General features: G+C 59.9%; 24 protein-coding genes. 11 read left to right on the top strand and 13 right to left on the bottom strand.

Annotated elements, in window-relative coordinates:
* Nucleotides 1–137 precede the first annotated feature (137 nt).
* Nucleotides 138–812, top strand: coding sequence for a DNA-3-methyladenine glycosylase I (locus KFS80_RS01840; protein ID WP_212543822.1), 675 nt, complete (start codon nucleotides 138–140; stop codon nucleotides 810–812).
* A gap of 90 nt (nucleotides 813–902) precedes the next feature.
* On the opposite strand, the gene KFS80_RS01835 is transcribed toward KFS80_RS01840, so the two are convergent.
* From KFS80_RS01835 to arsC, 3 genes are read right to left on the bottom strand one after another with little or no spacing between them, the layout of a single operon-like run.
* Nucleotides 903–1,328: a DUF2069 domain-containing protein gene (locus KFS80_RS01835; RefSeq protein ID WP_212543821.1), complete on the bottom strand. Its 426-nt coding sequence runs from the start codon at nucleotides 1,326–1,328 to the stop codon at nucleotides 903–905.
* Nucleotides 1,329–1,330: 2 nt separating this feature from the next.
* Nucleotides 1,331–1,927, bottom strand: coding sequence for an NAD(P)H:quinone oxidoreductase (wrbA, locus tag KFS80_RS01830; RefSeq protein WP_212543820.1), 597 nt, complete (start codon nucleotides 1,925–1,927; stop codon nucleotides 1,331–1,333).
* Complete coding sequence (gene arsC / locus KFS80_RS01825) at nucleotides 1,924–2,277, bottom strand: arsenate reductase (glutaredoxin) (RefSeq protein ID WP_212543819.1); 354 nt, start codon at nucleotides 2,275–2,277, stop codon at nucleotides 1,924–1,926. The genes wrbA and arsC overlap by 4 nt, the downstream gene beginning before the upstream one ends.
* Nucleotides 2,278–2,390: 113 nt before the next feature.
* Between arsC and KFS80_RS01820 the strand changes: the two genes are divergently transcribed.
* Entirely contained in the window at nucleotides 2,391–2,858 is a 468-nt protein-coding gene (locus tag KFS80_RS01820; RefSeq protein ID WP_159814989.1) for a TlpA disulfide reductase family protein, read from the top strand.
* A 138-nt stretch (nucleotides 2,859–2,996) separates the two neighbouring features.
* Here KFS80_RS01820 and KFS80_RS01815 read toward each other — a convergent pair whose 3' ends face one another.
* Together KFS80_RS01815 and KFS80_RS01810 are read right to left on the bottom strand one after the other, a co-directional pair.
* Entirely contained in the window at nucleotides 2,997–3,401 is a 405-nt protein-coding gene (locus KFS80_RS01815; protein WP_053122774.1) for an META domain-containing protein, read from the bottom strand.
* Nucleotides 3,401–3,835: a hypothetical protein gene (locus tag KFS80_RS01810; RefSeq protein WP_038367468.1), complete on the bottom strand. Its 435-nt coding sequence runs from the start codon at nucleotides 3,833–3,835 to the stop codon at nucleotides 3,401–3,403. The genes KFS80_RS01815 and KFS80_RS01810 overlap by 1 nt, the downstream gene beginning before the upstream one ends.
* Before the next feature lie 133 nt (nucleotides 3,836–3,968).
* Between KFS80_RS01810 and KFS80_RS01805 the strand changes: the two genes are divergently transcribed.
* Nucleotides 3,969–4,424, top strand: coding sequence for a hypothetical protein (locus KFS80_RS01805; protein WP_053122772.1), 456 nt, complete (start codon nucleotides 3,969–3,971; stop codon nucleotides 4,422–4,424).
* Nucleotides 4,425–4,427: 3 nt separating this feature from the next.
* Here KFS80_RS01805 and KFS80_RS01800 read toward each other — a convergent pair whose 3' ends face one another.
* Nucleotides 4,428–5,417, bottom strand: a complete 990-nt coding sequence (locus tag KFS80_RS01800) for a 2-hydroxyacid dehydrogenase (protein ID WP_212543818.1) — start codon at nucleotides 5,415–5,417, stop codon at nucleotides 4,428–4,430.
* Nucleotides 5,418–5,499: 82 nt separating this feature from the next.
* Nucleotides 5,500–8,253 carry a response regulator gene (locus KFS80_RS01795; RefSeq protein ID WP_053123306.1) on the bottom strand — a complete coding sequence of 918 codons (2,754 nt, stop codon included), beginning with the start codon at nucleotides 8,251–8,253 and terminating at the stop codon, nucleotides 5,500–5,502.
* A 219-nt stretch (nucleotides 8,254–8,472) separates the two neighbouring features.
* Between KFS80_RS01795 and KFS80_RS01790 the strand changes: the two genes are divergently transcribed.
* The 8 genes from KFS80_RS01790 to KFS80_RS01755 all read left to right on the top strand — a co-directional run bounded on the left by KFS80_RS01790 (nucleotide 8,473) and on the right by KFS80_RS01755 (nucleotide 18,172).
* The gene (locus KFS80_RS01790) at nucleotides 8,473–9,195 is read left to right on the top strand and encodes a response regulator transcription factor (RefSeq protein ID WP_159814985.1); all 723 of its coding nucleotides are present in this window, start codon (nucleotides 8,473–8,475) and stop codon (nucleotides 9,193–9,195) included.
* Complete coding sequence (locus KFS80_RS01785) at nucleotides 9,182–10,606, top strand: sensor histidine kinase (protein ID WP_212543817.1); 1,425 nt, start codon at nucleotides 9,182–9,184, stop codon at nucleotides 10,604–10,606. The genes KFS80_RS01790 and KFS80_RS01785 overlap by 14 nt, the downstream gene beginning before the upstream one ends.
* Before the next feature lie 213 nt (nucleotides 10,607–10,819).
* Nucleotides 10,820–11,722, top strand: a complete 903-nt coding sequence (cysM, locus tag KFS80_RS01780) for a cysteine synthase CysM (protein WP_053122764.1) — start codon at nucleotides 10,820–10,822, stop codon at nucleotides 11,720–11,722.
* Entirely contained in the window at nucleotides 11,722–13,098 is a 1,377-nt protein-coding gene (gene rlmD / locus KFS80_RS01775; RefSeq protein WP_212543816.1) for a 23S rRNA (uracil(1939)-C(5))-methyltransferase RlmD, read from the top strand. Before cysM ends, rlmD begins: the two co-directional genes overlap by 1 nt.
* 101 nt (nucleotides 13,099–13,199) lie before the next feature.
* Entirely contained in the window at nucleotides 13,200–15,443 is a 2,244-nt protein-coding gene (gene relA, locus KFS80_RS01770; RefSeq protein WP_053122760.1) for a GTP diphosphokinase, read from the top strand.
* Between the two features lie 147 nt (nucleotides 15,444–15,590).
* Nucleotides 15,591–16,424, top strand: a complete 834-nt coding sequence (mazG, locus tag KFS80_RS01765) for a nucleoside triphosphate pyrophosphohydrolase (protein WP_212543815.1) — start codon at nucleotides 15,591–15,593, stop codon at nucleotides 16,422–16,424.
* A gap of 26 nt (nucleotides 16,425–16,450) precedes the next feature.
* The gene (locus tag KFS80_RS01760; RefSeq protein WP_053122756.1) at nucleotides 16,451–16,993 is read left to right on the top strand and encodes a DUF2058 domain-containing protein; all 543 of its coding nucleotides are present in this window, start codon (nucleotides 16,451–16,453) and stop codon (nucleotides 16,991–16,993) included.
* Between the two features lie 231 nt (nucleotides 16,994–17,224).
* Nucleotides 17,225–18,172: a hypothetical protein gene (locus KFS80_RS01755; protein WP_212543814.1), complete on the top strand. Its 948-nt coding sequence runs from the start codon at nucleotides 17,225–17,227 to the stop codon at nucleotides 18,170–18,172.
* 66 nt (nucleotides 18,173–18,238) lie between these two features.
* Here KFS80_RS01755 and KFS80_RS01750 read toward each other — a convergent pair whose 3' ends face one another.
* The 6 genes from KFS80_RS01750 to KFS80_RS01725 all read right to left on the bottom strand — a co-directional run bounded on the left by KFS80_RS01750 (nucleotide 18,239) and on the right by KFS80_RS01725 (nucleotide 25,876).
* The gene (locus tag KFS80_RS01750; RefSeq protein WP_008079144.1) at nucleotides 18,239–18,427 is read right to left on the bottom strand and encodes a hypothetical protein; all 189 of its coding nucleotides are present in this window, start codon (nucleotides 18,425–18,427) and stop codon (nucleotides 18,239–18,241) included.
* A 495-nt stretch (nucleotides 18,428–18,922) separates the two neighbouring features.
* Nucleotides 18,923–20,143, bottom strand: coding sequence for a beta-ketoacyl-ACP synthase I (fabB, locus tag KFS80_RS01745; protein WP_053122750.1), 1,221 nt, complete (start codon nucleotides 20,141–20,143; stop codon nucleotides 18,923–18,925).
* A gap of 11 nt (nucleotides 20,144–20,154) precedes the next feature.
* A complete protein-coding gene (fabA, locus tag KFS80_RS01740; protein WP_003172830.1) occupies nucleotides 20,155–20,670 on the bottom strand; it encodes a 3-hydroxyacyl-[acyl-carrier-protein] dehydratase FabA in 516 nt (171 codons plus the stop codon).
* Nucleotides 20,671–20,917: 247 nt separating this feature from the next.
* Nucleotides 20,918–22,822: a response regulator gene (locus KFS80_RS01735; protein ID WP_053122748.1), complete on the bottom strand. Its 1,905-nt coding sequence runs from the start codon at nucleotides 22,820–22,822 to the stop codon at nucleotides 20,918–20,920.
* Entirely contained in the window at nucleotides 22,822–23,751 is a 930-nt protein-coding gene (locus KFS80_RS01730) for an ABC transporter substrate-binding protein (protein WP_212543813.1), read from the bottom strand. Before KFS80_RS01730 ends, KFS80_RS01735 begins: the two co-directional genes overlap by 1 nt.
* 1 nt (nucleotide 23,752) lies before the next feature.
* Nucleotides 23,753–25,876, bottom strand: coding sequence for a TonB-dependent receptor plug domain-containing protein (locus tag KFS80_RS01725; protein WP_212543812.1), 2,124 nt, complete (start codon nucleotides 25,874–25,876; stop codon nucleotides 23,753–23,755).
* Nucleotides 25,877–25,946: the final 70 nt, after the last annotated feature.

Below are 25,946 nucleotides of genomic sequence, written 5' to 3'. Positions count from 1 at the left end.
TGGCGAGGGGATTTATCCCCGTTGGAGCGCGAAGCGCTCCCAGAATAGTCTGGGGCTGCTCCGCTCCCCATCGGGGATAAATCCCCTCACCACAGGGCCCCGCATTAGTTTCTTTATTCAATTCACCAGGAGAGGGCATGCGCGATTACAAGTGGCTGCACGAATACTGTCTGAACCGCTTCGGTTCGGCGGCTGAACTGGAAGCCCATCTGCCCGTTCCCAAGACTCCCGCACAACTGCGCAAAATCAGCGACGACCGCTACCTTTCGACCATGGCCCTGCGCGTGTTCCGTGCCGGCCTCAAGCACAGTCTGGTCGACGCCAAGTGGCCATCCTTCGAAGAAGTGTTCTTCAAGTTCGATCCGGAAAAAGTCGTGCTGATGAGCGCCGAACACCTCGAACGCCTGATGCAGGATGCGCGGATCATTCGCCACCTCGGCAAGCTGAAAAGCGTACCGCGCAATGCGCAGTTCATTCTCGATGTGGAAAAGGACAAGGGCAGTTTCGGCGCACTGATCGCCGACTGGCCGGTGACCGATATTGTCGGATTGTGGACGTACCTGAAAAAGCACGGCCATCAACTCGGCGGGCTGTCAGCGCCACGGTTTTTGCGCATGGTCGGCAAGGATACTTTTGTGCCGAGCTACGACGTGGTTGCGGCGCTGAATGCGCAGAAGATCGTCGACAAGGTGCCGACCAGCCAGCGCGATCTGGCGATTGTGCAGAATGTCTTCAATCAGTGGCATGAAGAGAGCGGCGGACGGCCGATGAGCCAGATTTCGATGATGCTTGCTTATACCGTTAACCATTAAGACCGCGTCGCCCCATTCGCGAGCAAGCCCGCTCCCACATTTTGGAATGCGTTTCCCTGTGGGAGCGGGCTTGCTCGCGAAGGCGTCAGCTCAGGCGACGCTGATCTCGCCTTCACCCGCCAACTTGCGATTCAACTGATACCGCCACCGCACATACAACAGCGCCGAGCAAAACACCGCCAGGCTCGCGACCATCTCCAGCACACCAAACAACTGTCGGTTCGGGTCATACGCCGCCAGTGCGCCTTTGATGAAATACAGATTCACCACAAAACACATCCACGAATGACCACGGGCGCTGCCCATGATCATCGCCGGGGCGAGAACCAGCCACGGGATCAGCTCGACCAGCAGAATCACCCACGGCCGCGCGCCGTGCAGATCGGCGAAGATCAGATAGTACGCAGCGAGCAACCCGGCCAAGGCAAAAAAGCTCAGCAGACTGACCACCCGCATCGCTTTCACGCGCGGCTCAAGCCACTCGACCGAGGGCAGGACTTTCGGCTTCTTCGCCACCGTCAGCCCTCCAGTTTCTGCGCAGTCTTGGCCAGACGATGGCCGAGCGCACGGCACAGCGCGACTTCGTGCTGATCCAGACCTTTTTTGCCGTCCGCCCCAGCGTGATGGCTGGCGCCGTAAGGCGTGCCGCCGCCCTGAGTTTCCAGCAGCGCCGATTCGCTGTACGGCAGACCGGTGATGAGCATGCCGTGGTGCAGCAGTGGCAGCATCATCGACAGCAACGTGGTTTCCTGACCGCCGTGCAAACTGGCGGTGGAGGTGAACACGCCGGCCGGTTTGCCAACCAGCGCGCCGGTCAGCCACAGGTTGCTGGTGCCATCGAGGAAGTATTTCAGCGGCGCGGCCATGTTGCCGAAACGCGTCGGGCTACCGAGGGCCAGGCCGGCGCAGTTTTTCAGATCATCCAGCGAGGCGTAGAGCGCGCCTTCGTCCGGAATGCTTGGCGCAACGGCTTCGCACTCGGTGGAGATCGCCGGCACGGTACGCAGACGCGCTTCGAGGCCAGCCTGCTCGACACCGCGAGCAATCTGCCGCGCCATCTCGTTGGTCGAGCCATTGCGGCTGTAATACAACACCAGAATGTACGGCGCGCTCACGGCAGCAACTCCAGCACATTTTCCGGCGGACGACCGATCACGGCTTTGTCGCCGACTTCAAGAATCGGTCGCTCCATCAGTTTTGGATGCTGGGCGATGGCGTCGATCAATTGCGCTTCGCTGAGGCTTTCATCCGCCAGTTGAAGCATTTTGTATTCATCTTCCCCGGTACGCAGCAACTGGCGTGCGCTGATCCCGAGCTTGCCGAGCAGGGCCTTGATTTGCGCCGCATTCAGCGGGGTTTCGAGGTAACGCACGACGTTTGGCGTCAGGCCGCGGGCTTCAATTAGTTCCAGCGCGCCGCGGGATTTCGAGCAGCGCGGATTGTGATAAAGCGTCAGATCGGTCATGGCGGGTCGCTTCTGGCGTAAAGTGGCGGCTATTCTAACTGTGCAGCGCGCAATCCAGAACCGTCAGAGGCGATGGGTCGCAGGCGCGTTTAAATTTTCACAAGGAACATGACATGACACGGCGATTGGCAGCGGCATTGACGATTATCGGGGCGTTGATGCTGGGGGGCTGCGGTAACGACTACGGCATCGACCAGAACGGGCAGAAAGTCGCGTCCGAGCGTCTGGACAAACAATGGGTAGTGCTCAACTACTGGGCCGAATGGTGCGGGCCGTGCCGAACGGAGATTCCGGAACTCAATCATCTGGCGGACGAACTCAAGGGCAAGAACGTCGGCGTGTTCGGGGTTAACTTCGACAACGTGCAGGGCGCGGAGCTGAAAGAGGCCAGTGAAAAACTCGGTATCAAGTTCACCGTGCTGGCGCAGGATCCGGCGGAGTTGTTCGACGTGCCGCGCAGTGAAGCGCTGCCGGTGACGTACATCATCGACAACAAGGGCAAGGTGCGTGAACAGCTGATGGGCGAGCAGACGGCGGCGGGGGTGATGGCGAAGCTGGAGGCGTTGCAGGCTACTAAATAGATTGTTGCCAGTCAGGCTCGTTCCCACGCCGGAGCGTGGGAACGATCAAAAGATCGCAGCCTTCGGCAGCTCCTACAGGGGGTACGTGGACTCATGTAGGAGCTGCCGAAGGCTGCGATCTTTTTTGCGGCTGAACAATCAACCCTCTTCCAGCCACCAACGCAAAGGCTTGCCTTCAGCCGGCCAGAAGCGCATCTGCTCGATCGGCGAGATGTCCCAGCGCTCGACATGTTCCAGCGCCTCGAGGAAGCGTTGCTCCTGCTCCATCAACGCCGGCGCGCACAGTTTGCGGGTCTTGCCGATTTTGCCGAAGCTCAGCTTGTCGCCTTCCAGCGTGTACGGCGCGAACCAATGGTTGCAGCCGCCGTTGCCGTAAGCGCGACCATCCTCGCCGAGGGTCACGGTCAGATGGCTGTAATCCATCAATGGCCGTTCACCGATCCATTCCAGGATGTAGCTGCGGTTTTGTTGCAGTTGCACAGGCTCAGCCGCACAACCCACTAGACCAACACCGACCAACGCGGTCAGGGCAAAGCGTTTCATCACGCAGGCTCCTGGCATTTCGGGCACAGGTGCTTGTCGCCAACGGCTTTCCAGCCCAGCTCGGCAATCCGCGCGGTGGCGGCCGGTTTCTCTGCGGTTTTGCCCAGCTTGGCGTCCACGGCGAATTCAAAGCTCAGCTCTTTGGCGCAGCTGTCGCAGTTGACTTGCCAGGTGTGGATCGCCAGTTCGCCGAACACCGGGCCGGTGGTCATCGCAGTCCATTGGCCCGGTGGATTGATCAGGTGGCGGACGGTTTCGACGGTCAGGCGCATGGACAAATCCTTGCTGCCTTTGAGGGTGACCAACAGCGCGTCACCGATGCGGATCGAACCACCGTTGCCGGTGACCTGATAGCGGCCCGGAACGAGGGCGCGGCATTCGGTGAGGGTGTGTTGCGGGTTCATCAGCGTGTAGCGGAAATCGTGTTCGACCATGGATCCTCCAAATATGCGCGACATGCTAGCACGGGCTCGATTGCAGGATGATGCGCGCGTGCGACCTTCGATCCGGTTCAAATCGACCCGCACCCATGGCAAACTGCCGCCCTCGACTCTGAAGGAACGGAACATGGCGCTGATCGAATGTTATGAATGCAAGCGGAACATCAGTTCCGAAGCCTTGGTGTGCATTCATTGCGGGGCCCCGATGGCCGAGCAAGCGGCGCATGTGCAAGCGCAGGCCGCCGCTGCCCCCACGAAGGCCTCGACGATTTCTTTCGGCAGCCTGCCGCGCAACAAGGCTGTGCCGGAGGCCGTTGTCCCGCCCGCCGCTGAACCGCTACCGAAAGTGATGCCCGCCGCAGCAGGACGCCGTCGTCGTCAGCAAGCGGCGCAACCGGTTTCACCGCAGATCAATGCCGATGGCAGCCGCCCGGTCGAAGGTTGGCTGAAGATCATGATCTTCCTGCTGCCGATGGTGTTTGTCTGGTTCCTGCTGCGCAACGGGCATTCGGCGAAACAACGGCTGTTCGGCTTCGGCTGGCTGGCCTTGCTGATTCTGGCGTCGTCGCTGTCGCCGAAATAACGGTCAGCCCTCGACCTGATTCTGCGGCGCACCCGCCGCCCAGGTCGCGATGTTGTGCAGCGTGGTTGCCGCGATCGCGCCCAGTGCCTCGCGCGTGAGAAACGCCTGATGCGCGGTGATGATCACGTTAGGAAAGGTCAGCAACCGCGCCAGCACATCGTCCTGCAACGGCAAGTCCGAACGATCCTCGAAAAACAGCTGCGCCTCTTCTTCGTAAACATCCAGTCCCAGATAACCGAGTTGCCCATCCTTCAGTGCGTCGATCAGCGCTGGCGTGTCGACCAGTCCGCCGCGCCCGGTGTTGATCAGCATCGCGCCAGCCTGCATGTGCGCCAGTGAATCGCGGTTGATCAGGTGTTTGCTCTGCTCATTGAGCGGGCAGTGCAGGCTGATGATTCGCGACTGCGCGAGCAACTCCGGCAGGCTCAAATAACGCGCGCCCAAAGCGACAACGTCCGGGTTTGGATACGGGTCGTAAGCGAGCAACTTGCAGCCGAAACCGTGCATGATTTTCGCGAAGGTCGCGCCGATCTGCCCGGTGCCGACGATGCCCACCGTTTTGCCAACCAGATCGAAACCAGTCAGACCGTGCAGGGTGAAGTCGCCTTCGCGGGTGCGGTTGTAGGCGCGGTGCAGACGACGGTTGAGGGCGAGAATCAGCGCCACCGCATGTTCAGCGACAGCATGCGGCGAATACGCGGGAACACGCACGACCGCCAGTCCTAAACGCTTGGCGGCAGGCAGATCGACATGGTTGTAACCCGCCGAACGCAAGGCAATCAGCCGTGTGCCGCCAGCGGCGAGGCGTTCCAGCACCGGCGCGCTGAGGTCGTCATTGATAAACGCGCAGACTACTTCGTGCTGATTGGCGAGGGCCGCTGTGTCGAGGCTGAGCCGGGCCGGTTGAAAATGCAGTTCGAGATCCGCCGGGCAGTCGGCGGCGAGGAAGCTGTCGCGGTCGTAGGTCTGACTGCTGAAAACGATCGTGCGCATGAAATCCTCCTGGAGCATCGACGCGGGTTGAAACACCCGCGAGCACTTTAGCGGCAACAGCGGTAGGCGGTGTTGCACTGGGTCAGGCGCTGATCTTCGCTTGCGTGGCCAGGCGATTGATCGAGCGTTCCAGTTCATCCAGCGCTGCCGAGGCCTTGGGGTCATCCTGCTTGAGCAGGGTTTCGCTGCGCTGGCAGGCCGCGCGCAATTGCGGCACGCCGCAGTAACGGGTGGCGCCATGCAGGCGATGCACGCGCTCGAGCAAAGCGTTTTGATCGTGGCTGTCGCGGGCCGTGCGAATCGCTTCGCGGTCGGCTTCAAGCGAGGCCAGCAGCATCGCCAGCATGTCCGCCGCCAGATCGGCTTTGCCGGCGGCCAGGCGCAAACCTTCGTCGTGATCGAGCACCGGCAATTCATGGTTGAGTGCAGCGCTGTCGCTGAGTCGATCCGGCGCCTGATTGCGTAACGCCAGACCGGTCCACTTCAGTACCACCTGCGCCAGTTGCCGCTCGCTGATCGGTTTGGTCAGGTAATCGTCCATGCCGCTTTGCAGCAGCGCGCGTTTTTCGTTGGCCATCGCGTGGGCGGTGAGGGCGACGATTGGCAGCGGCGTGCAATGCCGCTCGCTTTCCCACTGGCGAATGGTTTCGGTACTCTGGCGCCCGTCCATGCCGGGCATCTGCACGTCCATCAGCACCAGATCGAAGGATTCCGTTTGCACGGCTTTGACGGCGGCGTAACCGCTCTCGACCGCGAGCACTTTGGCGCCCATGTCTTCGAGCAAGGTCTGCACCAGCAACAGGTTTGCCGGGTTGTCATCGACGCACAGCACACGCGGCGCGCGACTCGACAACGGTTCGCCCGGTTCGCTGCGCATCTGGCGCGGATTGACCAGATCGGACAGGGCCCGGCGCAACTTGCGCGTGCAGGCCGGTTTCGCCTGCAACTGGCTGTGCGGGTTGGGCACCGACAGATGGAACAGTGTCTGTTCGGTGGTCGGGCACAGCACCAGCACCTTGCAGCCGAGGTGTTCGAGATCCCAGATGTGCTGGTTCAAGCGCTCCGGCAACATGTCGTTGCTGGTGATGCCGATGACCGCCAGATCAATCGCCTGATCCGTCTGGTGCGCGCCGGTGACGCCATTGGTCAAGGTTTCGAGGGTATTGAACGGCGTGACGTCGAGGCCGCAATCTTCCAGTTGATGCTGCAAGGCCTGACGCGCCAGTTCGTGATTTTCCAGCACCGCCACGCGGCGCCCGAGCAGCGGCGCGGCGGGCAGGTCTTCGGCGTCGTCGCGGGTTTTCGGCAGGCTCAGGCTGATCCAGAATTCCGAGCCTTCGCCCGGCGTGCTGTCGACACCGATCTCGCCGCCCATCTGCTCGATCAAACGTTTGGAAATCACCAGCCCCAACCCGGTGCCGCCGGGCTGGCGCGACAACGAATTGTCGGCCTGACTGAACGCTTGAAACAGTGCGCGCACGTCCTGATTCGACAGGCCGATGCCGGTGTCCTGGATGCTGATGCGCAGTTGCACGCTGTCTTCGTGCTCTTCTTCGAGCATGGCGCGGGCGACGATGGTGCCTTCGCGGGTGAACTTGATCGCGTTGCTGACCAGATTGGTGAGGATCTGCTTGAGGCGCAGCGGATCGCCGACCAGCGACAGCGGCGTGTCGCGATACACCAGACTGACCAGCTCCAATTGCTTGGCGTGCGCGGCCGGGGCGAGGATGGTCAGAGTGTCCTGCAACAGGTCGCGCAGGTTGAATGGAATATGGTCGAGCACCAGTTTACCGGCCTCGATTTTCGAGAAGTCGAGGATCTCGTTGATGATCCCCAGCAGGCTGTCGGCGGATTTTTCGATGGTGCCCAGATAATCGAGCTGACGCGGGGTCAGTTCGCTTTTCTGCAACAGATGCGTGAAGCCGAGAATGCCGTTGAGTGGCGTGCGGATCTCGTGGCTCATGTTGGCGAGGAATTCGGATTTGATCCGGCTCGCCTCCAGCGCTTCTTTGCGCGCCAGATCCAGTTCGATGTTCTGGATCTCGATGGTTTCCAGATTCTGACGCACGTCTTCGGTGGCCTGATCGACGCTGTGCTGCAACTCTTCGCGGGCATTCTGCAGGGTGCCGGCCATGCGATTGATGCCGGAAGCGAGTTCGTCCAGTTCCTGACTGCCGAGCGGTGGCAGGCGGGTTTCCAGATGACCGTCCTTGAGTTGCGCGACGGCCTGTTTGATCTGGCCCAGCGGACGGTTGATGGTGCGGCCCATGCGCAACGCGAGCAGCGCGGCACCGGCCAGACCGGCGACTATTAATAGAAGGCTGGCAAACAGGCTGCGATAACCGCGCAGCAGCATGCCGTTGTGCGAGAGTTCCAGTTCAACCCAGCCCAATAAGCGATCGGACTCTGCCGGGATCAATTCGCCGGCGAGGTTGCGATGCTTGCCGAACACCGGCATCAGGTAACGCGTCGCGTCATTGCCGCTGCGTCGTTGCAGTTGCGCGCTGTCACCGCTCGGCGCTTGATTGAGCATGGTCGGGCCGGCGTGGGCCAGCGGCGAGCGATCCGGCGCTAGGAACGTCACCGCGCGTACGTCGGGTTGTTCAAGGGATTGCGTGGCGATGCGCTCCAGCAACTCATTGTTGCCGTGACCCATGGCGGGTGCGACCAGCGGGGCCAGTTGTTCGGCGATCATTTCGCCGCGCTGCATCAATTGGCTCTGCAAGTCGGACTGCTGCATCCAGGTGAAATAGCCACCCAGCACCAGCGCCATCAGGCTGGTCGGCAACAAGGTCAGCAACAACACGCGACCTTTGATTCCCAGTTTCTTGAGCACGCCTATCTCCTGCATCCCGCTGATCTGTTGACTCATGCGTGCATCCGGCACGCGACATTGGCGCAGTGTAGCGATTTGCTCGCGGGCAATCTCCGGAAAAATGGTGTCGCCATCGGTCAGCGCGTAGGTGCTCGTTTGTCCGAAGGGCTAACCATCAGTTGCCCGATGCCCGGCAATCTTGAATAATCGCCCTCAACTGAGAATGACTTGCAGATACTCATGACTCCTGTTTCCGTTGGCCAGCCACGCATACTTTCCATCGAGGACGATCCGGTGCTCGGCGCCTATGTTCACGAACATCTGGGCCGCAGCGGCTTTCAGGTGACCTGGTGCCAGAACGGTCAGGAGGGCTTGAACATTGCCAAGCGCCAGCCGTTCGACGTGGTGCTGATGGATATTCTGCTGCCGGGCATGGACGGTTTGAACGTGCTGACGCAATTGCGCCAGAGCCATTCGACGCCGGTGCTGCTGATGTCGGCCCTGGGTGCCGAGGCGGATCGCATCAGCGGTTTCCGACTGGGCGCGGATGATTATCTGCCCAAGCCGTTCAGCATGGCCGAGCTGCATGTGCGCATCGAAGCGATCCTGCGCCGGGTCGCGCTGGATCGACGTCCGGCGGCGAGTGCGCCTGCCGCGACGATCAGCGCGCTGCATTTTGACGATGAACAGTGCGACGTGTTTTTCCGCGATCAACCTGCCGGGCTGACCCGCAGCGAATTCCGTCTGCTGGAAACCCTCAACCGCAACGATGAAGAAGTGCTGAGCAAAGCCTTCCTTTATCAGCACGTTTTGCAACGCGGCTACGCGGCCCACGATCGCAGCCTCGATATGCACATCAGCCAGATCCGCCGCAAACTCAAAGCCATCGGTTACACCGAGCGGGAAGTGCGCACGGTGTGGGGCAAGGGTTATGTACTGAGCGGTGCCGATGAAACTGTCTGAACTGCCGGGCCGCCATTCGCTGTTCTGGAAACTCGCCTGTCTGCTGGTCGCGTTCTGCCTGCTGATGATCTGGCTGAGCTGGTCGTGGGGCCGCTATATGGAGGAGCGCAATCAGTTTCTCTCAGATGAGGCGCGCGGCACGCTGGCGCGGTATGCCGGGGAGGCCGAACGTGCCTGGCAGCGCGGCGGTCGCAGCGGTATTGATGATTGGTTACAGAGCATGGAATTGCGCGAGGCCAGTTGGGTCGGCGTGATCGGCGGCAATTTGCAGTCGCTGAGCAACGACCCGCTGAACGATCAGGAAACCCAGCACCTGACCTTTTTGCGCGGCCTCGACTGGCCGATTCACAAACAGGGGCGGCCGTGGCTGCGCATTCCATTTCCCAAAGACCCGGCCGCTGGCAGTCTGGTGATCGAATTGCCCGAGCGTTTTCTGCCGGGCAAATATCGGGTGTTCTGGCGGGTGATCACCAACGGCGTGATTCCGGGACTGTTCACGTTGCTGTTGTGTGTCGGGCTGTATCGCTTGCTGGTGGTGCCGCTGAATAATTTGCGCGAACAGGCCAACGCCTGGCGTGCCGATCAATTGAATGTGCGGTTGTCGAGCGGGATTACCCAGCGCCCGGATGAACTCGGTGAACTGGCAAGGGCGTTTGACTCGATGTCCGAACGCCTGCAATCCACCGTCGCCCTGCAACAGCAATTACTCCGCGACCTGTCCCATGAATTGCGCACGCCGCTGAGCCGCCTGCGCGTGGCCAGCGAAAGTGAACAAGGTCTGCCGCAATTGCGCGAGCGCATCGGGCGTGAAGTCGACGGCATGCAACGGCTGGTCGAAGACACCTTGCAACTGGCTTGGCTCGACACCGACCGCACGCCACTGCCGGACGAGGCGATCCAGATTCAGGCGCTGTGGGAAATGCTTACCGACAACGCTTGTTACGAAAGCGGCTGGCCGAGCCTGCAATTGCAGTGTTCGATCGAGGCATCGTGCTGGGTGCGCGGCAATCTCAACACGCTGGCGCAGGCGCTGGAGAACATTTTGCGCAACGCCATTCGGCATTCGCCGGAAGGCGGGATCGTCCGGCTCGATGGACGGCGTGATGGCGATTATTGGCATTTGTGGCTGGAGGATCAGGGCGGTGGCGTCGCTGACGCGGATCTGCAGCGGATCTTTCTGCCGTTTACCCGACTGGATGGCTCGCGGCCCGGCGACGGAGGGTTTGGTTTGGGGCTGAGCATTGCGCGCAATGCGGTGCAGCGTCAGGGCGGGTTTATTTGGGCGGAGAATAGCGGGGCGGGGTTGCGGCTGAATTTGCGGTTATTGGCGGATGATTGCAGTGCTGCGACAGACGCTTTCGCGAGCAAGCCCGCTCCCACATTGGACTTGCGTTCACCGCAAATCGTCTGAACAGCATCGATCCCCCGGTGGGAGCGGGCTTGCTCGCGAAGAGGCCCTCTGCATCACACAGAAATTCAAAGGTACACATCAAAAGTCGCACCACTAGCGCGACTTTTGTTCGCTTATTCCCATAAACCATAAGCACCGCACTTTGCGTGATATGGCCTGCGCGGGTTTGCCGGTATGATAGGCGCCCCCGCACGTCTGGATTGCGAATACGCCATGACCTTGCAGTACCCAACCATCGCCGATTGCGTCGGCAACACTCCGCTGGTGCGTTTGCAGCGCCTGCCCGGTGCCACCAGCAACACCCTATTGCTCAAGCTCGAAGGGAATAACCCGGCGGGTTCGGTCAAGGACCGTCCGGCGTTGTCGATGATCACTCGCGCCGAGTTGCGTGGGCAGATCCACGCCGGCGATACGCTGATTGAAGCGACTTCGGGTAATACCGGCATTGCGCTGGCCATGGCCGCCGCGATCAAGGGTTACAAGATGATCCTGATCATGCCGGACAATTCCAGCGCCGAGCGCAAAGCGGCGATGACCGCTTACGGTGCCGAGCTGATTCTGGTCAGTCAGGAAGAAGGCATGGAAGGCGCGCGCGACCTCGCGCAGCGTATGGAAGCCGAAGGCCGTGGCAAGGTGCTCGATCAGTTCGCCAATGGCGACAATCCTGAGGCGCACTACACCACCACCGGCCCGGAAATCTGGCGTCAGACCCAGGGCACCATCACCCACTTCGTCAGTTCGATGGGCACCACCGGCACCATCATGGGCGTTTCGCGCTACTTGAAAGAGCAGAGCGACAACGTGCAGATCGTCGGTTTGCAGCCGATGGAAGGCTCGGCCATTCCCGGTATCCGCCGCTGGCCGCAGGAATACCTGCCGAAGATATATCAGGCTGACCGTGTTGATCGCATCGTCGACATGGCGCAAAGCGAAGCCGAGGACGTCACCCGTCGTCTGGCCCGTGAAGAAGGCATCTTCTGCGGCGTGTCCTCGGGCGGTGCGGTGGCAGCGATGCTGCGACTGTCCAAAGAAGTTGAAAACGCGGTGATCGTCGCGATCATCTGCGACCGTGGCGACCGTTACCTGTCGACCGGCATTTTCGACGCGCCCAACTGATGGCCAAGCACGAGAGAGGCCTGCGCTTTCAGCCCACTGGCGGAAGCAAGGCCCCGCAAATTCCGACCGGCAAGAAGCAGCGCTTGAGCATTGAGCGCCTGGCCAATGACGGTCGCGGTATCGCGTTTTTCGAAGGCAAAACCTGGTTCGTCCTCGGCGCCCTTGCCGGTGAAGAGGTCGAAGCGCGGGTGCTCGGCGCCCACGGCAAAGTGGTCGAGGCGCGCACCGAACGCGTGTTCACCGCCAGCGAACTGCGTCGCCCGGCGCCGTGTCAGCATGCCGGTCGTTGTGGCGGTTGCAGCGTTCAGCATTTGCCCCACAGCGAACAGCTTGCCCTGAAACAGCGCATGCTCGCCGAGCAATTGTCGCGCGTTGCCGGTGTCGAACCTGAAGAGTGGGCAGCGCCGCTGACCGGCCCGGAATTCGGCTATCGCCGTCGCGCCCGGATCGCGGTGCGCTGGGACATGAAAGCGAAAAAACTCGAGGTCGGTTTCCGCGCGGCTGGCAGTCAGGACATTGTCGCGATCAGCGAATGCCCGGTGCTGGTACAGCCCTTGCAACCGATCATGACCCGTTTGCCGGAGATGCTCCGTCGCTTGAGCAAGCCGCAAGCGTTGGGTCACGTCGAGTTGTTCAGCGGTTCGTCGCTGGCGGTATTGCTGCGGCACATGGCGCCGTTGTCCGAAGCGGATCTGAGCATCCTCAAGGACTTCTGCCAATTCCATGAAGCGCAACTGTGGCTGCATGGCGAAGGCGAACCACAGCCGGTCGATGCCACGCAGTCGCTGGGCTATCGCCTGGAGCAGTGGGATTTGAACCTGGCGTACCGGCCGGGCGACTTTATTCAGGTCAACGCTGGCGTCAACGAAGCGATGGTCGCGCAGGCGCTGGACTGGTTGAAGCCAGGCAGCGATGAGCGCGTGCTGGATCTGTTCTGCGGCCTCGGCAACTTTGCCTTGCCGCTGGCCAAATCCGTGCGTGAAGTGGTGGCGGTCGAAGGCGTGCAGACCATGGTTGATCGCGCCGCAGCCAACGCTGCTAGTAACAATTTGCATAACACAAAGTTTTTTCAAGCCGATTTATCCCAGCCTTTGAGCCATGCTCAGTGGATCGGAAACGGTTTTTCTGCGGTACTCTTGGATCCACCGCGTGACGGTGCTTTCGAGGTGGTACGCAAGCTTGCGACCCTGGGCGCGAAGCGGTTGGTGTATGTGTCGTGCAACCCGGCAACGCTGGCGCGCGACACGGTCGAATTGATCAAGCAGGGCTACCGGTTAAAACGTGCCGGGATTCTCGATATGTTTCCTCAGACGGCACATGTCGAGGCCATGGCGTTATTTGAAGCGAGCCAGGACGGCTCGTCTGAATCCGCCTGACCTGTCCGCGCAGCGCTCGCATCAGCCCCGCGAGCGCAAACGGGCAGTAGAGGTCAGCGATTTGACGCATTGAATCTGCGTCGTAGGGAAGGTAAAGCAAGATGGTACAGGTGAGAGCACACCAGCCGATCAACACTGACGGCAGTATCAATCTCGAGGCTTGGCTCGATCACGCGGTCAGTGTCGATCTGGCACTGGATCGCGAAGCCTTGAAAGAAGCCTGCGAGTTCGCTCGCGAGGCCGAACAACAGTCCAATGCCAAGAAGAATCTGTGGGCCGAAGGCTCCGGCAGTTTCAGCACGGGACTTGAGATCGCCGAGATTCTCGCCGACCTCAAACTCGATCAGGATTCGCTGGTCGCTGCGGTGCTGTATCGCGGCGTGCGCGAAGGCCAGATCGAACTCGCGGCCATCAGCCAGCGCTTCGGCCCGGTGGTGGCCAAGCTGATCGACGGCGTGCAGCGCATGGCTGCGATCAGCGCCAGCCTCAGTCCGCGTCAGTCGATGGTGATGGGCACGCAAGGGCAGGTGGAAAACCTGCGCAAAATGCTCGTGGCGATGGTCGACGACGTGCGCGTCGCGCTGATCAAACTCGCCGAACGTACCTGCGCGATTCGTGCGGTGAAAACCGCCGACGATGAAAAGCGTAACCGTGTCGCCCGCGAAGTGTTCGACATCTATGCGCCGCTCGCGCACCGCCTCGGCATCGGTCATATCAAATGGGAACTGGAGGACTTGTCCTTCCGTTACCTCGAGCCGGATCAATACAAGCAGATCGCCAAGTTGCTCCACGAGCGACGGCTTGATCGCGAGCGTTTCATCGCCGACGTGATGACCCAGCTCAAGGACGAATTGCAGGCCACCGGCGTTGACGCCGACATCAGCGGCCGGGCCAAACACATCTATTCGATCTGGCGCAAAATGCAGCGCAAGGGTCTGGAATTCAGCCAGATCTACGACGTGCGTGCGGTGCGTGTGCTGGTGCCGGAAATGCGCGACTGCTACACCGCGCTCGGTATCGTCCACACCTTGTGGCGGCACATCCCGAAAGAATTCGACGACTACATCGCCAACCCGAAAGAGAACGGCTACCGCTCGCTGCACACGGCGGTGATCGGCCCTGAGGGTAAAGTGCTTGAGGTGCAGATCCGGACGCACTCGATGCACGAAGAAGCCGAACTCGGCGTCTGCGCGCACTGGCGCTACAAAGGCACCGACGTCAAATCCGGCTCGAACCACTACGAAGAGAAAATCTCCTGGCTGCGTCAGGTGCTCGAGTGGCACGAAGAGCTGGGCGATATCGGTGGTCTGGCCGAACAGTTGCGCGTCGATATCGAACCGGATCGGGTGTACATCTTCACCCCCGACGGTCACGCCATCGACTTGCCGAAAGGCGCGACGCCGCTGGACTTCGCTTACCGCGTGCACACCGAGATCGGTCACAACTGCCGTGGCGCGAAGATCAACGGGCGCATCGTCCCGCTCAACTACAGCCTGCAGACCGGTGAACAGGTCGAGATCATCACCAGCAAGCACGGCACGCCGAGCCGCGACTGGCTGAACTCGAACCTTGGCTACGTCACCACCTCGCGGGCGCGGGCGAAGATTGTTCACTGGTTTAAATTGCAGGCGCGTGATCAGAACGTCGCCGCCGGTAAAACCCTGATCGAACGCGAACTGGCGCGCCTCGGTCTGCCGGCGGTGGACTTCGACAAGCTGGCCGACAAGGCCAACATGAAAACCGCTGAAGACATGTTCGCCGCCCTTGGTGCCGGCGACTTGCGTCTGGCGCAACTGGTCAACCTCGCGCAACAACTGGTCGAGCCGGAACGCGGTAATGAACAGCTGGAACTGATACCGCGCAAAGCCACCGGTTACAAACCGGGCAAGCGCGGCGACATTCAGATTCAGGGCGTCGGTAACTTGATGACGCAGATGGCCGGCTGCTGCCAGCCGCTGCCGGGCGATGCGATCGTCGGTTACATCACACAGGGCCGTGGTGTGAGCATTCACCGTCAGGACTGCGCCTCGGTGCTGCAACTGTCGGGGCGCGAGCCAGAGCGGATCATTCAGGTCAGCTGGGGCCCGGTGCCGGTGCTCACCTATCCGGTGGACATCATCATCCGTGCTTACGACCGTTCCGGTCTGCTGCGTGACGTTTCGCAGGTGCTGCTCAACGAGCGCATCAACGTGCTGGCGGTCAACACCCGCTCGAACAAAGAGGACAACACCGCGTTGATGTCCCTGACCATCGAGATCCCGGGTCTGGATGCGCTGGGGCGGTTGCTGGGGCGTATATCGCAGTTGCCGAACATCATCGAAACGCGGCGTAACCGTACCCCGTGAAGATGGCTTCGATTGATCGTTCCCACGCTCCGCGTGGGAATGCCTCAAGGGACGCTCTGCGTCCAGTGACGCGGAGCGTCACGGGCTGCATTCCCACGCAGAGCGTGGGAACGATCAAGATCGCAGAAAGGGTTGAGTGAGATTTTTATGTACAGCCTTGAAGACCTGCTCCATCTGATGAACCGTCTGCGCGATCCGCAGTTCGGTTGCCCGTGGGACATCAAGCAAACCTATGCGACCATCGTTCCGCACACCCTTGAAGAAGCCTACGAAGTGGCCGACGCCATTGAGCGTGGCGACTTCGATCATCTGCAGGGTGAGCTCGGCGATCTGTTGTTCCAGGTCGTCTATTACAGCCAGTTGGCCAAGGAAGAAGGGCGCTTCGAATTTGCCGGGGTGATCGACAGCATCACTCGCAAACTCATCCGTCGTCATCCTCACGTCTTTCCGACCGGTGATCTGTACGCTCCGCTGGACGTGCCGCGCTTGAGCGAAGAACAGGTCAAGCAGCGCTGGGAAGAGATCAAGGCCGAAGAACGTGCCGAGAAGTCCGCTGCGCCCGAGCAACTGTCGCTGCTCGACGACGTGCCGGCCACGCTGCCAGCCTTGTCGCGTTCAGCCAAGTTGCAAAAGCGAGCAGGGCAGGTCGGTTTCGACTGGCCGGAGGCTTTGCCGGTATTCGACAAGGTGCGCGAAGAGCTCGATGAAGTTCTTGAAGCCATGTCACAAAACGATCCTGTCGCCATGGCGGACGAGATCGGCGACTTGCTGTTTTCCGTGGTCAATCTGGCCCGGCATCTGAAGGTCGATCCGGAAACTTCGCTGCGTGGCGCCAACAGCAAATTCGAAAGACGCTTCCGTTTTATCGAACAGGCATTGCGCGACACCCACCGTCCCATAGAAGATTGCACCCTCGAAGAGTTGGACGCCCTGTGGGGCGAAGCCAAACGTCAGGAAAAGAATGCGCCCAGCTGCGGCTGAGCAACTGCCCAAGTGAGTAAGCATTAATGAGTATTTCCCTTCGCGACCAGTTGCTCAAAGCAGGCCTGGTCAACCAAAAGCAGGCCAAGCAGGTCGGCAAAGACAAGCAGAAGCAGCAGCGTCTGGCGCACAAAGGCCAGATCGAACTGGATGACTCGCAACAGCGCGCCGCTCAGGAAGCCAAGGCCGAGAAGGTCAAGCGCGACCAGGAGCTGAACCGCCAACAGCAGGAGAAAGTAGAAGCCAAGGCGCGTGCTGCTCAGGTCAAGCAACTGATTGAAGTCTCGCGTCTGCCGAAGCTGACCACCGAGGACTACTACAACTTCGTCGACGACAAGAAGGTCAAGCGGATCTCGGTCAACACGCTGATGCGCAACAAGCTCAGCAGCGGTTCGCTGGCGATCGTCCACCATGCCGGCGGCTACGAAGTGATTCCGCGTGAAGCGGCCCTGAAGATTCAGGAGCGCGATCCGCAGCGCATCGTGCAACTCAACGTGCAGACCGAAGAAGTCAGCACCGAAGATGATCCGTATGCGGCGTATCAGATTCCTGATGATCTGATGTGGTAATGGTTTTAATGTTCTAGCGACTTACATCTTTGCTAGTACTTTGAAAGTGTTTATAGATTGAACCCGCCGATTCGTATCGATACGATCGGCGGGTTTTCTTTTGGCAGAAATTAACGTGTTTGAAGTGTGAGGATTTTGCGCGGCTCATAAACAGCGCGCTGCACTTTTATATAGGTGTTTTTGTAGGGGGAGAATAAATGGAATTAATTTAAATAAATAAGGATGTTGCTAATGTTATTAAGCATTGCTTCGTTGCGCCAACCGACTTTTAATCCGCAGTTTTCTCAGTTGCGGGCGCCTGGCCAATCAATTACCGATTACGTGGTCAGCGAACTGGATGCCCGGGTCGAGTTTGTGCGCCGCAAAATCAGGATCGCTGCCAAGGCCGCTGCAGCAGACCATGACGGCTCGGAGTGCCTGTTCTTCACCTTGCCTGAATTCTTCTGGAACATCCCTTGGCGTGAGGTCGACAGCGAGGACGAGCTGCATGAATTGACCACCGCTTACCTGGAAAAAGTACCTGCGTATATTTCGTCGTTGATGAAAGATCTGCCAGTTGAACGGTACGGCAAGATTGTCCTGTTGGCGGGCAGTTGTGCGACCTTGGTAAAAGTGGGGGAGGGTGATGCGAGTTATTACGAAGTCATTAATTACTTGCTGACAATTACCAATAAAGAATATGAAGCAGATATCCCGTTGATGTCGATGTGGCCAAAGCGACATGTTTCCGGTATCGACTTTGGTCGGAATGTCGGTAATCAAGATGGCTTCTGGTTCTTCAGGCTGTTTGACGAGTTTGTCATCAAGATCAAGGATTGCAGCGACGTCAGCGCCGAGCACAGTTACTTCGGCGGTTACCAGGGGCTGTTTATCAATAGTCTTGTGCCGGGCTGCCCGTTCGGTATTAACGTGTGCCTTGATTATGCCGTGCTGAAGGAAGGTGAGCGGGATAAGGAAGTTGAAATCCCTGAAGTGAAAATCGACTTCCTGATTGCCTGCGGCATGTCCTTGGACTACGACAAGCAGCACCCGACTGCCGTGCAATACTCGATCAGGAATGACGGCATGGGCAGTGGTGCATGTGAGGTGGTCAGACTCGAGGAGGGGCTGATCGTCGATGAAATAGCTTCGGAGGAGATCGACGACAACCTTTATTTGAGTGTGATTCGCGTGGTGTGAAGGTTCTGATGTTGTTGCAGCCTGCCACCCCGAAAGGGGCAGGCTGCAACCCTGAAGAGTGGTGAGTCAGGCGGATCGTAGATCCCGTTGCTGTTCTTGCACTTCCAGTTCGGCCTTATAGTTGTGGGCATCGATCTCGTTGTGGAACATGCCGACCAGCAAGTCTTGTTGATGCACATCCCAGATCCGTATACCCGCGGCTACGCCTTCATGGGACATGTGTGAATCGTCGCGTTCAGTTACTTTTACAGTCATCTGCTAGCTCCAATCTCTGGTTTATCTGCAGCAAGGCGTGTGCAGGACTCTTTTATATGTTTTGTTAGCTTGCTAAGTAAACGGCTGATTTGTGCAATGTGTTGTTGCGGTTTTTGCAACAGTGCTGCAGCCCCCGTAAACCGCGACATTCGGTCGCAGGGGGTAAAGTTTCATGACAGAAGTTTCATTTCCAGACGCATGTAACCCTGTGTAGGAGCTGCCGAAGGCTGCGATCTTGATCGTTCCCACGCTCCGCATCGTTGATCGTTCCCACGCTCTGCGTGGGAATGCCTCTTGGGACGCTCCGCGTCCAGTGACGCGGAGCGTCACGGGCAGCATTCCCACGCAGAGCGTGGGAACGATCAGATCAAAAGATCGCAGCCTTCGGCAGCTCCTACATGGGGGGATTTGTGTTGGGCCAGGAGTTTTCTTCAGACGAAAAAAAACGCCCCGAACCAGTCGGGGCGTTTTCAGGTGTGGCTCAAGCTCGGGGAATTACTTGCCTTCCCAGCGCTTCAGTACCAGCGTGGCGTTAGTGCCGCCGAAGCCGAAGCTGTTGCTCATCACGGTGTTGATGGTGGCGTTCTCGCGGGTCTTGGTCAGCACCGGCAGATCGGCCACTTCAGGGTCCAGCTCGTCGATGTTGGCGGAGCCGGCAATGAAGTTGCCTTCCATCATCAGCATGCAGTAGATCGCTTCGTGAACGCCGGCAGCGCCCAGGGAGTGACCGGACAGGCTCTTGGTCGAGCTGATCGCAGGTGCCTTGTCGCCGAACACTTCACGCACACCTTTCATTTCCGCGACGTCGCCGACCGGAGTCGAAGTGCCGTGGGTGTTCAGGTAGTCGATCGGGGTATCAACGGTGGACATCGCCATCTGCATGCAGCGGATTGCGCCTTCGCCGCTCGGGGCAACCATGTCGTAGCCGTCGGACGTCGCGCCGTAGCCAACGATTTCGGCGTAGATTTTCGCGCCACGGGCCAGAGCGTGTTCCAGCTCTTCAACCACGACCATGCCGCCACCGCCCGCGATGACGAAACCGTCACGGTCTTTGTCGTAGGCACGGGAAGCCAGTTCCGGAGTGTCGTTACGCTTGCTGGACAGAGCGCCCATGGCGTCGAACAGGAACGACTGGCTCCAGTGCTCTTCTTCACCGCCACCGGCGAAGACGATGTCCTGCTTGCCCATCTGAATCTGTTCCATGGCGGTACCGATGCAGTGAGCACTGGTGGCGCAGGCAGAAGCGATGGAGTAGTTCAGGCCTTTGATCTTGAACGGTGTGGCCAGGCAAGCGGAAACGGTGCTGCTCATGGTCCGCGTTACACGGTATGGGCCAACGCGCTTCACGCCTTTCTCGCGCAGGATGTCCAGCGCTTCCATCTGGTTCAGCGTGGAAGCACCACCGGAGCCAGCAACGAGGCCGGTACGCGGGTTGGACACTTGCTCTTCGGTCAGGCCGGAGTCAGCAATGGCGTCTTTCATGGCCAGGTAGGCGTAAGCCGCTGCGTGGCCGACGAAGCGATAGATCTTGCGATCGATCAGCTCTTCAAGGTTGAGGTCGATGGAGCCGGAAACCTGGCTACGCAGACCCATTTCGGCATATTCCGGGTTGAACCGGATGCCAGGGCGGCTTGCACGCAGGTTAGCGGAGACGGTCTCTTTGTCATTGCCCAGGCACGAAACAATGCCCAGACCAGTGATAACGACGCGGCGCATGCGAATAACCCTTAGAAGTTGTCAGTGGAGGTAAACACGCCGACGCGAAGGCCTTCGGCGGTGTAGATTTCGCGACCGTCAACAGACACCGAACCGTCGGCAATGGCCAGGTTCAGCTTGCCCTTGAGGACGCGCTTGATTTGAATGTTGTAAGTGACTTTCTTGGCGGTCGGCAGTACCTGACCGAAGAATTTCACTTCGCCCGAACCCAGCGCACGGCCACGGCCCGGCAGGCCTTGCCAGCCCAGGAAGAAGCCGACCAGTTGCCACATGGCGTCCAGACCCAGGCAGCCCGGCATCACCGGATCGCCTTCGAAGTGGCACGCGAAGAACCACAGGTCAGGGTTGATATCCAGTTCGGCGACCAATTCACCTTTGCCGTACTTGCCACCCTCTTCACTGATATGGGTGATGCGATCCACCATCAGCATGTTCGGGGCGGGCAGTTGCGCGTTACCTGGGCCGAACAGCTCACCGCGACTGCAGCGCAGCAGATCTTCCCGAGTAAAGGCATTTTGTTTGGTCATGCGAGCTCCTCAATAATCCCATGCGGCAGGTGGGGCAAATCTTCCCGACCGTTCGAAGCGTTCATGCCTCGAACCGGCAGCCTACTCATAGACTATTGCGTTGTGGTGAAAGTCACAGCACCAAGGACATGAATGTACACTTGTGCACTGAAATTTTTAATCAAGCCCCTTTTGAGGCTCGTTCGGGTGCCTAAGACTGCCGCACTTTCGCTTTTCACGCCAGTCGCAGATGGTCGAAAGGCCCACTCTACGACACCCAGCGCTGCAGAATCTGCTGCAGATCATTACGTTTGAACGGCTTCGCCAGATAATCGTTCATACCCGCCTGCAGGCAGGTTTCGCGATCGCCCTGCAAAGCGTTGGCAGTCAGCGCGATGATCGGCACGTCGGTGCGCCCGGGCAAACAGCGAATCTGCCGAGTCGCCTCGTAGCCGTCGATAATCGGCAAGCGGCAATCCATCAGAATCACTTCGAAATCATTTTCCTCGGCACTGCGCACCGCTTGCGCGCCATCGGTGGCCACGCTGACAGTAAAGCCCAGACTGCGCAGCATCGCTTCAATCACCGTTTGATTGACCGGGTTGTCCTCGACCAGCAGCACATTGCGCCCTTCACCGTGGCCGTCGCCATTCAGCGTGCGCGGCGCGGTTAATTGCGGCAACGCCTGCTTCGACAGCGCCAGCGGAATCTCCAGGGTAAACACCGAGCCGCGACCTTCCTCGCTTTGCGCGCGCAACGTGCCGCCCATGCGCTCGGCCAGCGTTCGGGCAATCGGCAAACCGAGGCCGGTACCGCCGTAACGCCGTGAAATCGAACTGTCCGCCTGCTGGAACGCGTTGAACATCAGCTCCAGACTCTCCGACGAAATACCGATGCCGCTGTCGCGCACCGAGCAGGTGAACCACAGCAGTTCGTGATCCAGCGACTGCCACTGCGCCTCGATGCTGACCCGGCCCTGTTCGGTGAACTTCAGCGCATTGCCGACCAGGTTGACCAGAATCTGCCGGATCCGCGTCGGATCGCCCTGTACCTGCAAGCCGCGCATGTCCTCGGGAACCCGCAGATTCAACGCCAGACCCCGTTGCACGGCGCTGTGCTGGAACGACTGCGCGCAGGCACTGATCAACTCGGCGAGGTTGAACGGAATATGTTCCAGCTCCAGCTCTGAGCGTTCGATCCGCGAGAAATCGAGAATATCGTTAATGACTTTCAGCAAGTGTTCGGTGGACTCGGAGGCGAGGGCGGCGTACTCGACCTGCTCTTCGGTCATCTCAGTGGTTTCCAGCAGTTGCAGCATGCCGAGTACGCCGTTCATGGGCGTGCGCAGTTCATGGCTCATCATCGCCAGAAAGTCGGATTTGGCGTTGTTGGCCTTCTCCGCTTCCTCGCGGGTCTGGATCAATTGCGCCATCGCCTGATGCTGTTCGCGGCTGGCCTGTTCCAGTGCTTGGGCAAGGTTATTGATGTGCTGCGACAGCGCGCCGAGTTCGGTGTCATCGACAATCGGCAGCGGAGTTTTGTACTCGCCTTCCTGAATCGCCTTGACCGCATTGCCGATGTCGCGGATCGGCTGCGACAGACTGCCGGCCAGACGCCGCGCCAATACGAAGGTGAAGAGCAGGGCAAACAGCGCGAGAATTCCGGCCTTGAGCAGAATTTCCTGCTGACGCTGATTAAAGGCATCGTTGGACAGACCGACGATCACTCGCCCCAGATAATCCTCGCCCGCCGCCGCGTTATTGGCTTTGGTGTCCTGGAAAAAATCATTGTGCAGAGCGATGCGTTGCAATCGCACCGGCGCCTGAAACACCTCGACCTGATGCGGTTGGCTGTGGGACGCCGCCGGTTGCTCGACGTACACCAGAATCCGGTTGGCGCTGTCCTGCACCTCAAGGAAACGCACATTCGGCGTGGCCAGCGTGGCCCTGAGCAGACTTTCCAACACTTCATTGTTGCCGGAAATCACCCCGTATTCGGTGGCGGGCGCCAGTTGGTTGGCGATCAATTGCCCGGTGTGAGTCAGCTCCTGACGCAAATCCTGAATGCGCACAAAGGTGAAGAAGCTGATCAGCAACAAGGTCAGCAACAGCGCCGGGCCCAGACTGATCAGCTGAGTGCGGGTGTTGATGTCCCAACGGCGACGGAAACTCATCAGTGGCGTTCTCCTTCAGCCAGCGTTCTGGCGACAGACGCTTCATTCAACGGTTCGATCCCTAAGGAACGCGCTACCTGCGCATTACTTGAGACTTTAAAACGTTCGGGATAGAGGGTTCGCGGCCAGCGCGTGGTGGGCTGGTCGAGCAAATCATCCAGAATCGCCAGCCAGTCGCTCTGGTCGCTGTAACTGCTGGCGAGGCTGCCGGCGCGCACAAAAGCGGCATTGGGGCCGATTAGCGCAACGTGCCGCGCGTAGCTGCTGAGCAGCAGGTTCTTCGCGGTTTTCGGGTTGTACAGGTCGGGGTCGTCGAGGCCGAGCAGCACGTCGCTGTTTTTCAGGACTATTTGTAACGGGCGACTGTCGTTGGTGTTGTCCCAGCGCTGGCTGAAGATCTGCAGATTCAGCGGCTCGGCAATCAGATTCAGTTCTTTGAGGAGGAATTCGCTGTGCTCATCGAACAGCACGCCGACCCGCTTGGCCTGCGGCAGAATCCGTCGGATCAATTGCAACTGGCGAGCCAGCGGCGGATCGCTCCACAACAGGCTCAGGTGCGGTGGTTGCGCTGTGCCAAAACGTTGCCGTGCTTGCAGACGGCTGATGCGCAGCACCAGCGTTGCCGGGCCTTGGGCATCTTGCAGGCGCCAATCCAGCGCCGGCAGGTCAAGCAGGATAAGCCGCAGGCTGGACGGTAATTTACCCGGCGCCGGCAGGCTTGCCAGTGGCTGAAAACGCACGTTATCAGTCGGGCGCAATTCGCTCAGCGCTTCGACGAACGCCTGCACACCGGGGCTTTCTTCGGTGCCGGTCAACAGAATGTCGGCGGCCTGCACCCCGACGCCGTGCAGCCACGCGGTCAAAAACAGGCAGAGCCCGGCCAGCCAGTGGCCCAGGGTTGGCGTCTTCCGTGACGTGCCCAATCGCATCCTAGAACTCCAACTCGGCGCTGAAGTACATGACCCGGCGCTCGTCGTAATTGTTGTCGACGAAGGTGGTCGGCTCATGGTCGAGGCGCTGTTGCAGCACGCCGGCCAGTTGCAACTGAGCCTTGCCCAGCGCGATGCGTTTGGCGATGCGCGTGTCGACCCGTTCGAAGCGGTAGCCGTTGAGGGCGTTGTCGCCGTAATAGAAGAGGGCGCTGTTCCAGCCGTGGCCCCAGTCGCGCAGCCAACCGGCGGAACCGCTGTTGCGCGAAGTGAATTGCTGATCCAGTGGATTACTCGCCTCGGCTTCGACGAAGGCATACGTGAAGCGCAGGCGATCGGCCCGGCTCACGCGCCAGTCAAGCTGGGTTTCGGTGCCGCGAAAACGTGAGCTGTTGGCGTTGCTGGCGATGTATTGGTTGTTGCGCAACGGCTCGCTGATCATCCCGGTGATTTCGTCGTAGAACAGTTTCACGTCGACGGCCAGACCGAGCTCGGCGAAATAGCCGTTGTAGCCCAACTCGCGCGAGCGCATGTGTTCCTGATCGAGATCGCCCGGGCCACGGGTCTTGACGAAATAGCGCGCCGAAGACTGGCCGTAGGCCGAGGGCCGCAGGTTGCTCACCTGATAGCTCCAGTTGACGTTGTTTTCGAACATGTCCGGCGAGCGGATCGCTTCCGAGTACACCGCGCGCAGGCTGTGGCGCGGATTGATCAAGTAGTTGATCGCGAAACGCGGGGTTAGCGAACTGCCGATCAGTTGCGTGTCCTCGAACATCGCGCCGCCCTGCAACAACCAGTGTTCTGTCGCGCGCCATTCCAGTTGGCCGAACGCGCGCCAGGTGGTGTCGTCCAGTGTGCCGTTGAAATAGGTTTCGGAGTCGGCGCGGTCGTAACGATAGTTCATGCCGCTGACCAGACGCAGGCTGTCGGACAGGCTGAGGGTGTCCTGCAATTCGAGGTCGTAGCGCGATTCGCGGGCGCTCTGGTCGATGTCACCGCACAGGGTTCGGCTGGCACCGTTGCGCCATTGATCGAGCACTTGGTTGGCCAGGGCCATTTCCTGCGGCGAACCGGGCGCGGCGCCGGGGCCGGTGAACTGGGTGATGTTGCGCGCCAGGCGTTCGGTGTAATTCGGGTTGAGCTGCCACAGTTGCGTCAACTCAGGGCTGAACGACACTTCGGCATCACAGGCGCGCCACGTTTGCTGACGATCCCAGTGTTGCGCCGAAGCTTGTACATAGAGGCTGTGCTCGGGATTGATGTCGAGATTCCAGCGCACCGAACCAGCGTAATCCTTCGCCACCACGTCGGAATTGTTCCCGGCGGCGGTAATCCCTGAGAACACCGGGTGGTAGGTGTAGGGCCGCTGGTTGGTACCGTCCTTGGCGTTGACCTGCCAGTCGAGGCTCTGGTTGTCGCTGAGGGTGTGGCTGACCGCGAGACTGAAGCGGTTCAAGCGGCGGCTGTCGCGATAGTCGTCGCCACGGCGATCGCTGTCGAAACCGTCATCTTCCTGACCGGACAACGACAGGCGCAGATCGCCGCCATTCCAACCGGTGCCCTGACTGGCATAGAAATCATTGATGCCGCGCTGGCCACGGGTGATTTTCAGTCGCGTGCCATGGCTGTCCGCCGGGTGACGGGTGATGATGTTGACCACCGCCATCAGCGCGTTGGCGCCGTAGCTGACGGTGTTCGGGCCGCGAAAGACTTCGATGCGCTCGATGTCTTCCATGGCCACCGGAATATCGCTCCAGTCCACCGTGGCCAAACCGGCGCGGTACACCGAACGGCCGTCGATCAGCACTTGCATGCGCCGCGCTTCGGTGGCGTTGGTGCCGTGGTAATTGACCGCCGCCTGATTGCCGCTGATGTTGCCGACCATCATTCCCGGCACCAGCCGCAGCAGTTCGCTGATGTCGCGGGCGCCGCTGGCGTTGATCAATTCACTGTCGAGTACGGTCATGCTTCCCGGCACCTCCGCCGGCGTCTGCTTCAAACGCGTGGCGGTCAGCACCTGCGGCAGCGCTTCGCTGTCGATAAACAGGTCGTCTGCCAGCACCACCGGGCTGAATAACAGCGCCAGCAACAGTGACAAACGCGGAGGAGGGGAACCGACGGACACGACACAGCCTTGAAAGCAAAGAATTGGCGCGCATGTTAACCGAGGACAGCGACTTTTCCAGTCACGTTGC

The sequence above is a fragment of the Pseudomonas rustica genome (assembly GCF_018336155.1).
Lineage (GTDB): Bacteria > Pseudomonadota > Gammaproteobacteria > Pseudomonadales > Pseudomonadaceae > Aquipseudomonas > Aquipseudomonas rustica.
The sequence above is the reverse complement of the archived record's forward strand: the minus strand, read 5'-3'. Positions and strand labels throughout refer to the sequence as shown.

Coding starts and splice junctions, on each gene's coding strand:
- KFS80_RS01735 (WP_053122748.1), bottom strand. CDS start 22,822: ATGAGTTTCCGTCGCCGTTGGGACATCAACACCCGCACTCAGCTGATC.
- KFS80_RS01790 (WP_159814985.1), top strand. CDS start 8,473: ATGACTCCTGTTTCCGTTGGCCAGCCACGCATACTTTCCATCGAGGAC.
- KFS80_RS01810 (WP_038367468.1), bottom strand. CDS start 3,835: ATGGTCGAACACGATTTCCGCTACACGCTGATGAACCCGCAACACACC.
- KFS80_RS01755 (WP_212543814.1), top strand. CDS start 17,225: ATGTTATTAAGCATTGCTTCGTTGCGCCAACCGACTTTTAATCCGCAG.
- KFS80_RS01840 (WP_212543822.1), top strand. CDS start 138: ATGCGCGATTACAAGTGGCTGCACGAATACTGTCTGAACCGCTTCGGT.
- arsC (WP_212543819.1), bottom strand. CDS start 2,277: ATGACCGATCTGACGCTTTATCACAATCCGCGCTGCTCGAAATCCCGC.
- KFS80_RS01785 (WP_212543817.1), top strand. CDS start 9,182: ATGAAACTGTCTGAACTGCCGGGCCGCCATTCGCTGTTCTGGAAACTC.
- mazG (WP_212543815.1), top strand. CDS start 15,591: ATGTACAGCCTTGAAGACCTGCTCCATCTGATGAACCGTCTGCGCGAT.
- rlmD (WP_212543816.1), top strand. CDS start 11,722: ATGGCCAAGCACGAGAGAGGCCTGCGCTTTCAGCCCACTGGCGGAAGC.
- fabA (WP_003172830.1), bottom strand. CDS start 20,670: ATGACCAAACAAAATGCCTTTACTCGGGAAGATCTGCTGCGCTGCAGT.
- KFS80_RS01760 (WP_053122756.1), top strand. CDS start 16,451: ATGAGTATTTCCCTTCGCGACCAGTTGCTCAAAGCAGGCCTGGTCAAC.
- KFS80_RS01815 (WP_053122774.1), bottom strand. CDS start 3,401: ATGAAACGCTTTGCCCTGACCGCGTTGGTCGGTGTTGGTCTAGTGGGT.
- KFS80_RS01820 (WP_159814989.1), top strand. CDS start 2,391: ATGACACGGCGATTGGCAGCGGCATTGACGATTATCGGGGCGTTGATG.
- KFS80_RS01800 (WP_212543818.1), bottom strand. CDS start 5,417: ATGCGCACGATCGTTTTCAGCAGTCAGACCTACGACCGCGACAGCTTC.
- KFS80_RS01805 (WP_053122772.1), top strand. CDS start 3,969: ATGGCGCTGATCGAATGTTATGAATGCAAGCGGAACATCAGTTCCGAA.
- KFS80_RS01750 (WP_008079144.1), bottom strand. CDS start 18,427: ATGACTGTAAAAGTAACTGAACGCGACGATTCACACATGTCCCATGAA.
- cysM (WP_053122764.1), top strand. CDS start 10,820: ATGACCTTGCAGTACCCAACCATCGCCGATTGCGTCGGCAACACTCCG.
- relA (WP_053122760.1), top strand. CDS start 13,200: ATGGTACAGGTGAGAGCACACCAGCCGATCAACACTGACGGCAGTATC.
- KFS80_RS01730 (WP_212543813.1), bottom strand. CDS start 23,751: ATGCGATTGGGCACGTCACGGAAGACGCCAACCCTGGGCCACTGGCTG.
- fabB (WP_053122750.1), bottom strand. CDS start 20,143: ATGCGCCGCGTCGTTATCACTGGTCTGGGCATTGTTTCGTGCCTGGGC.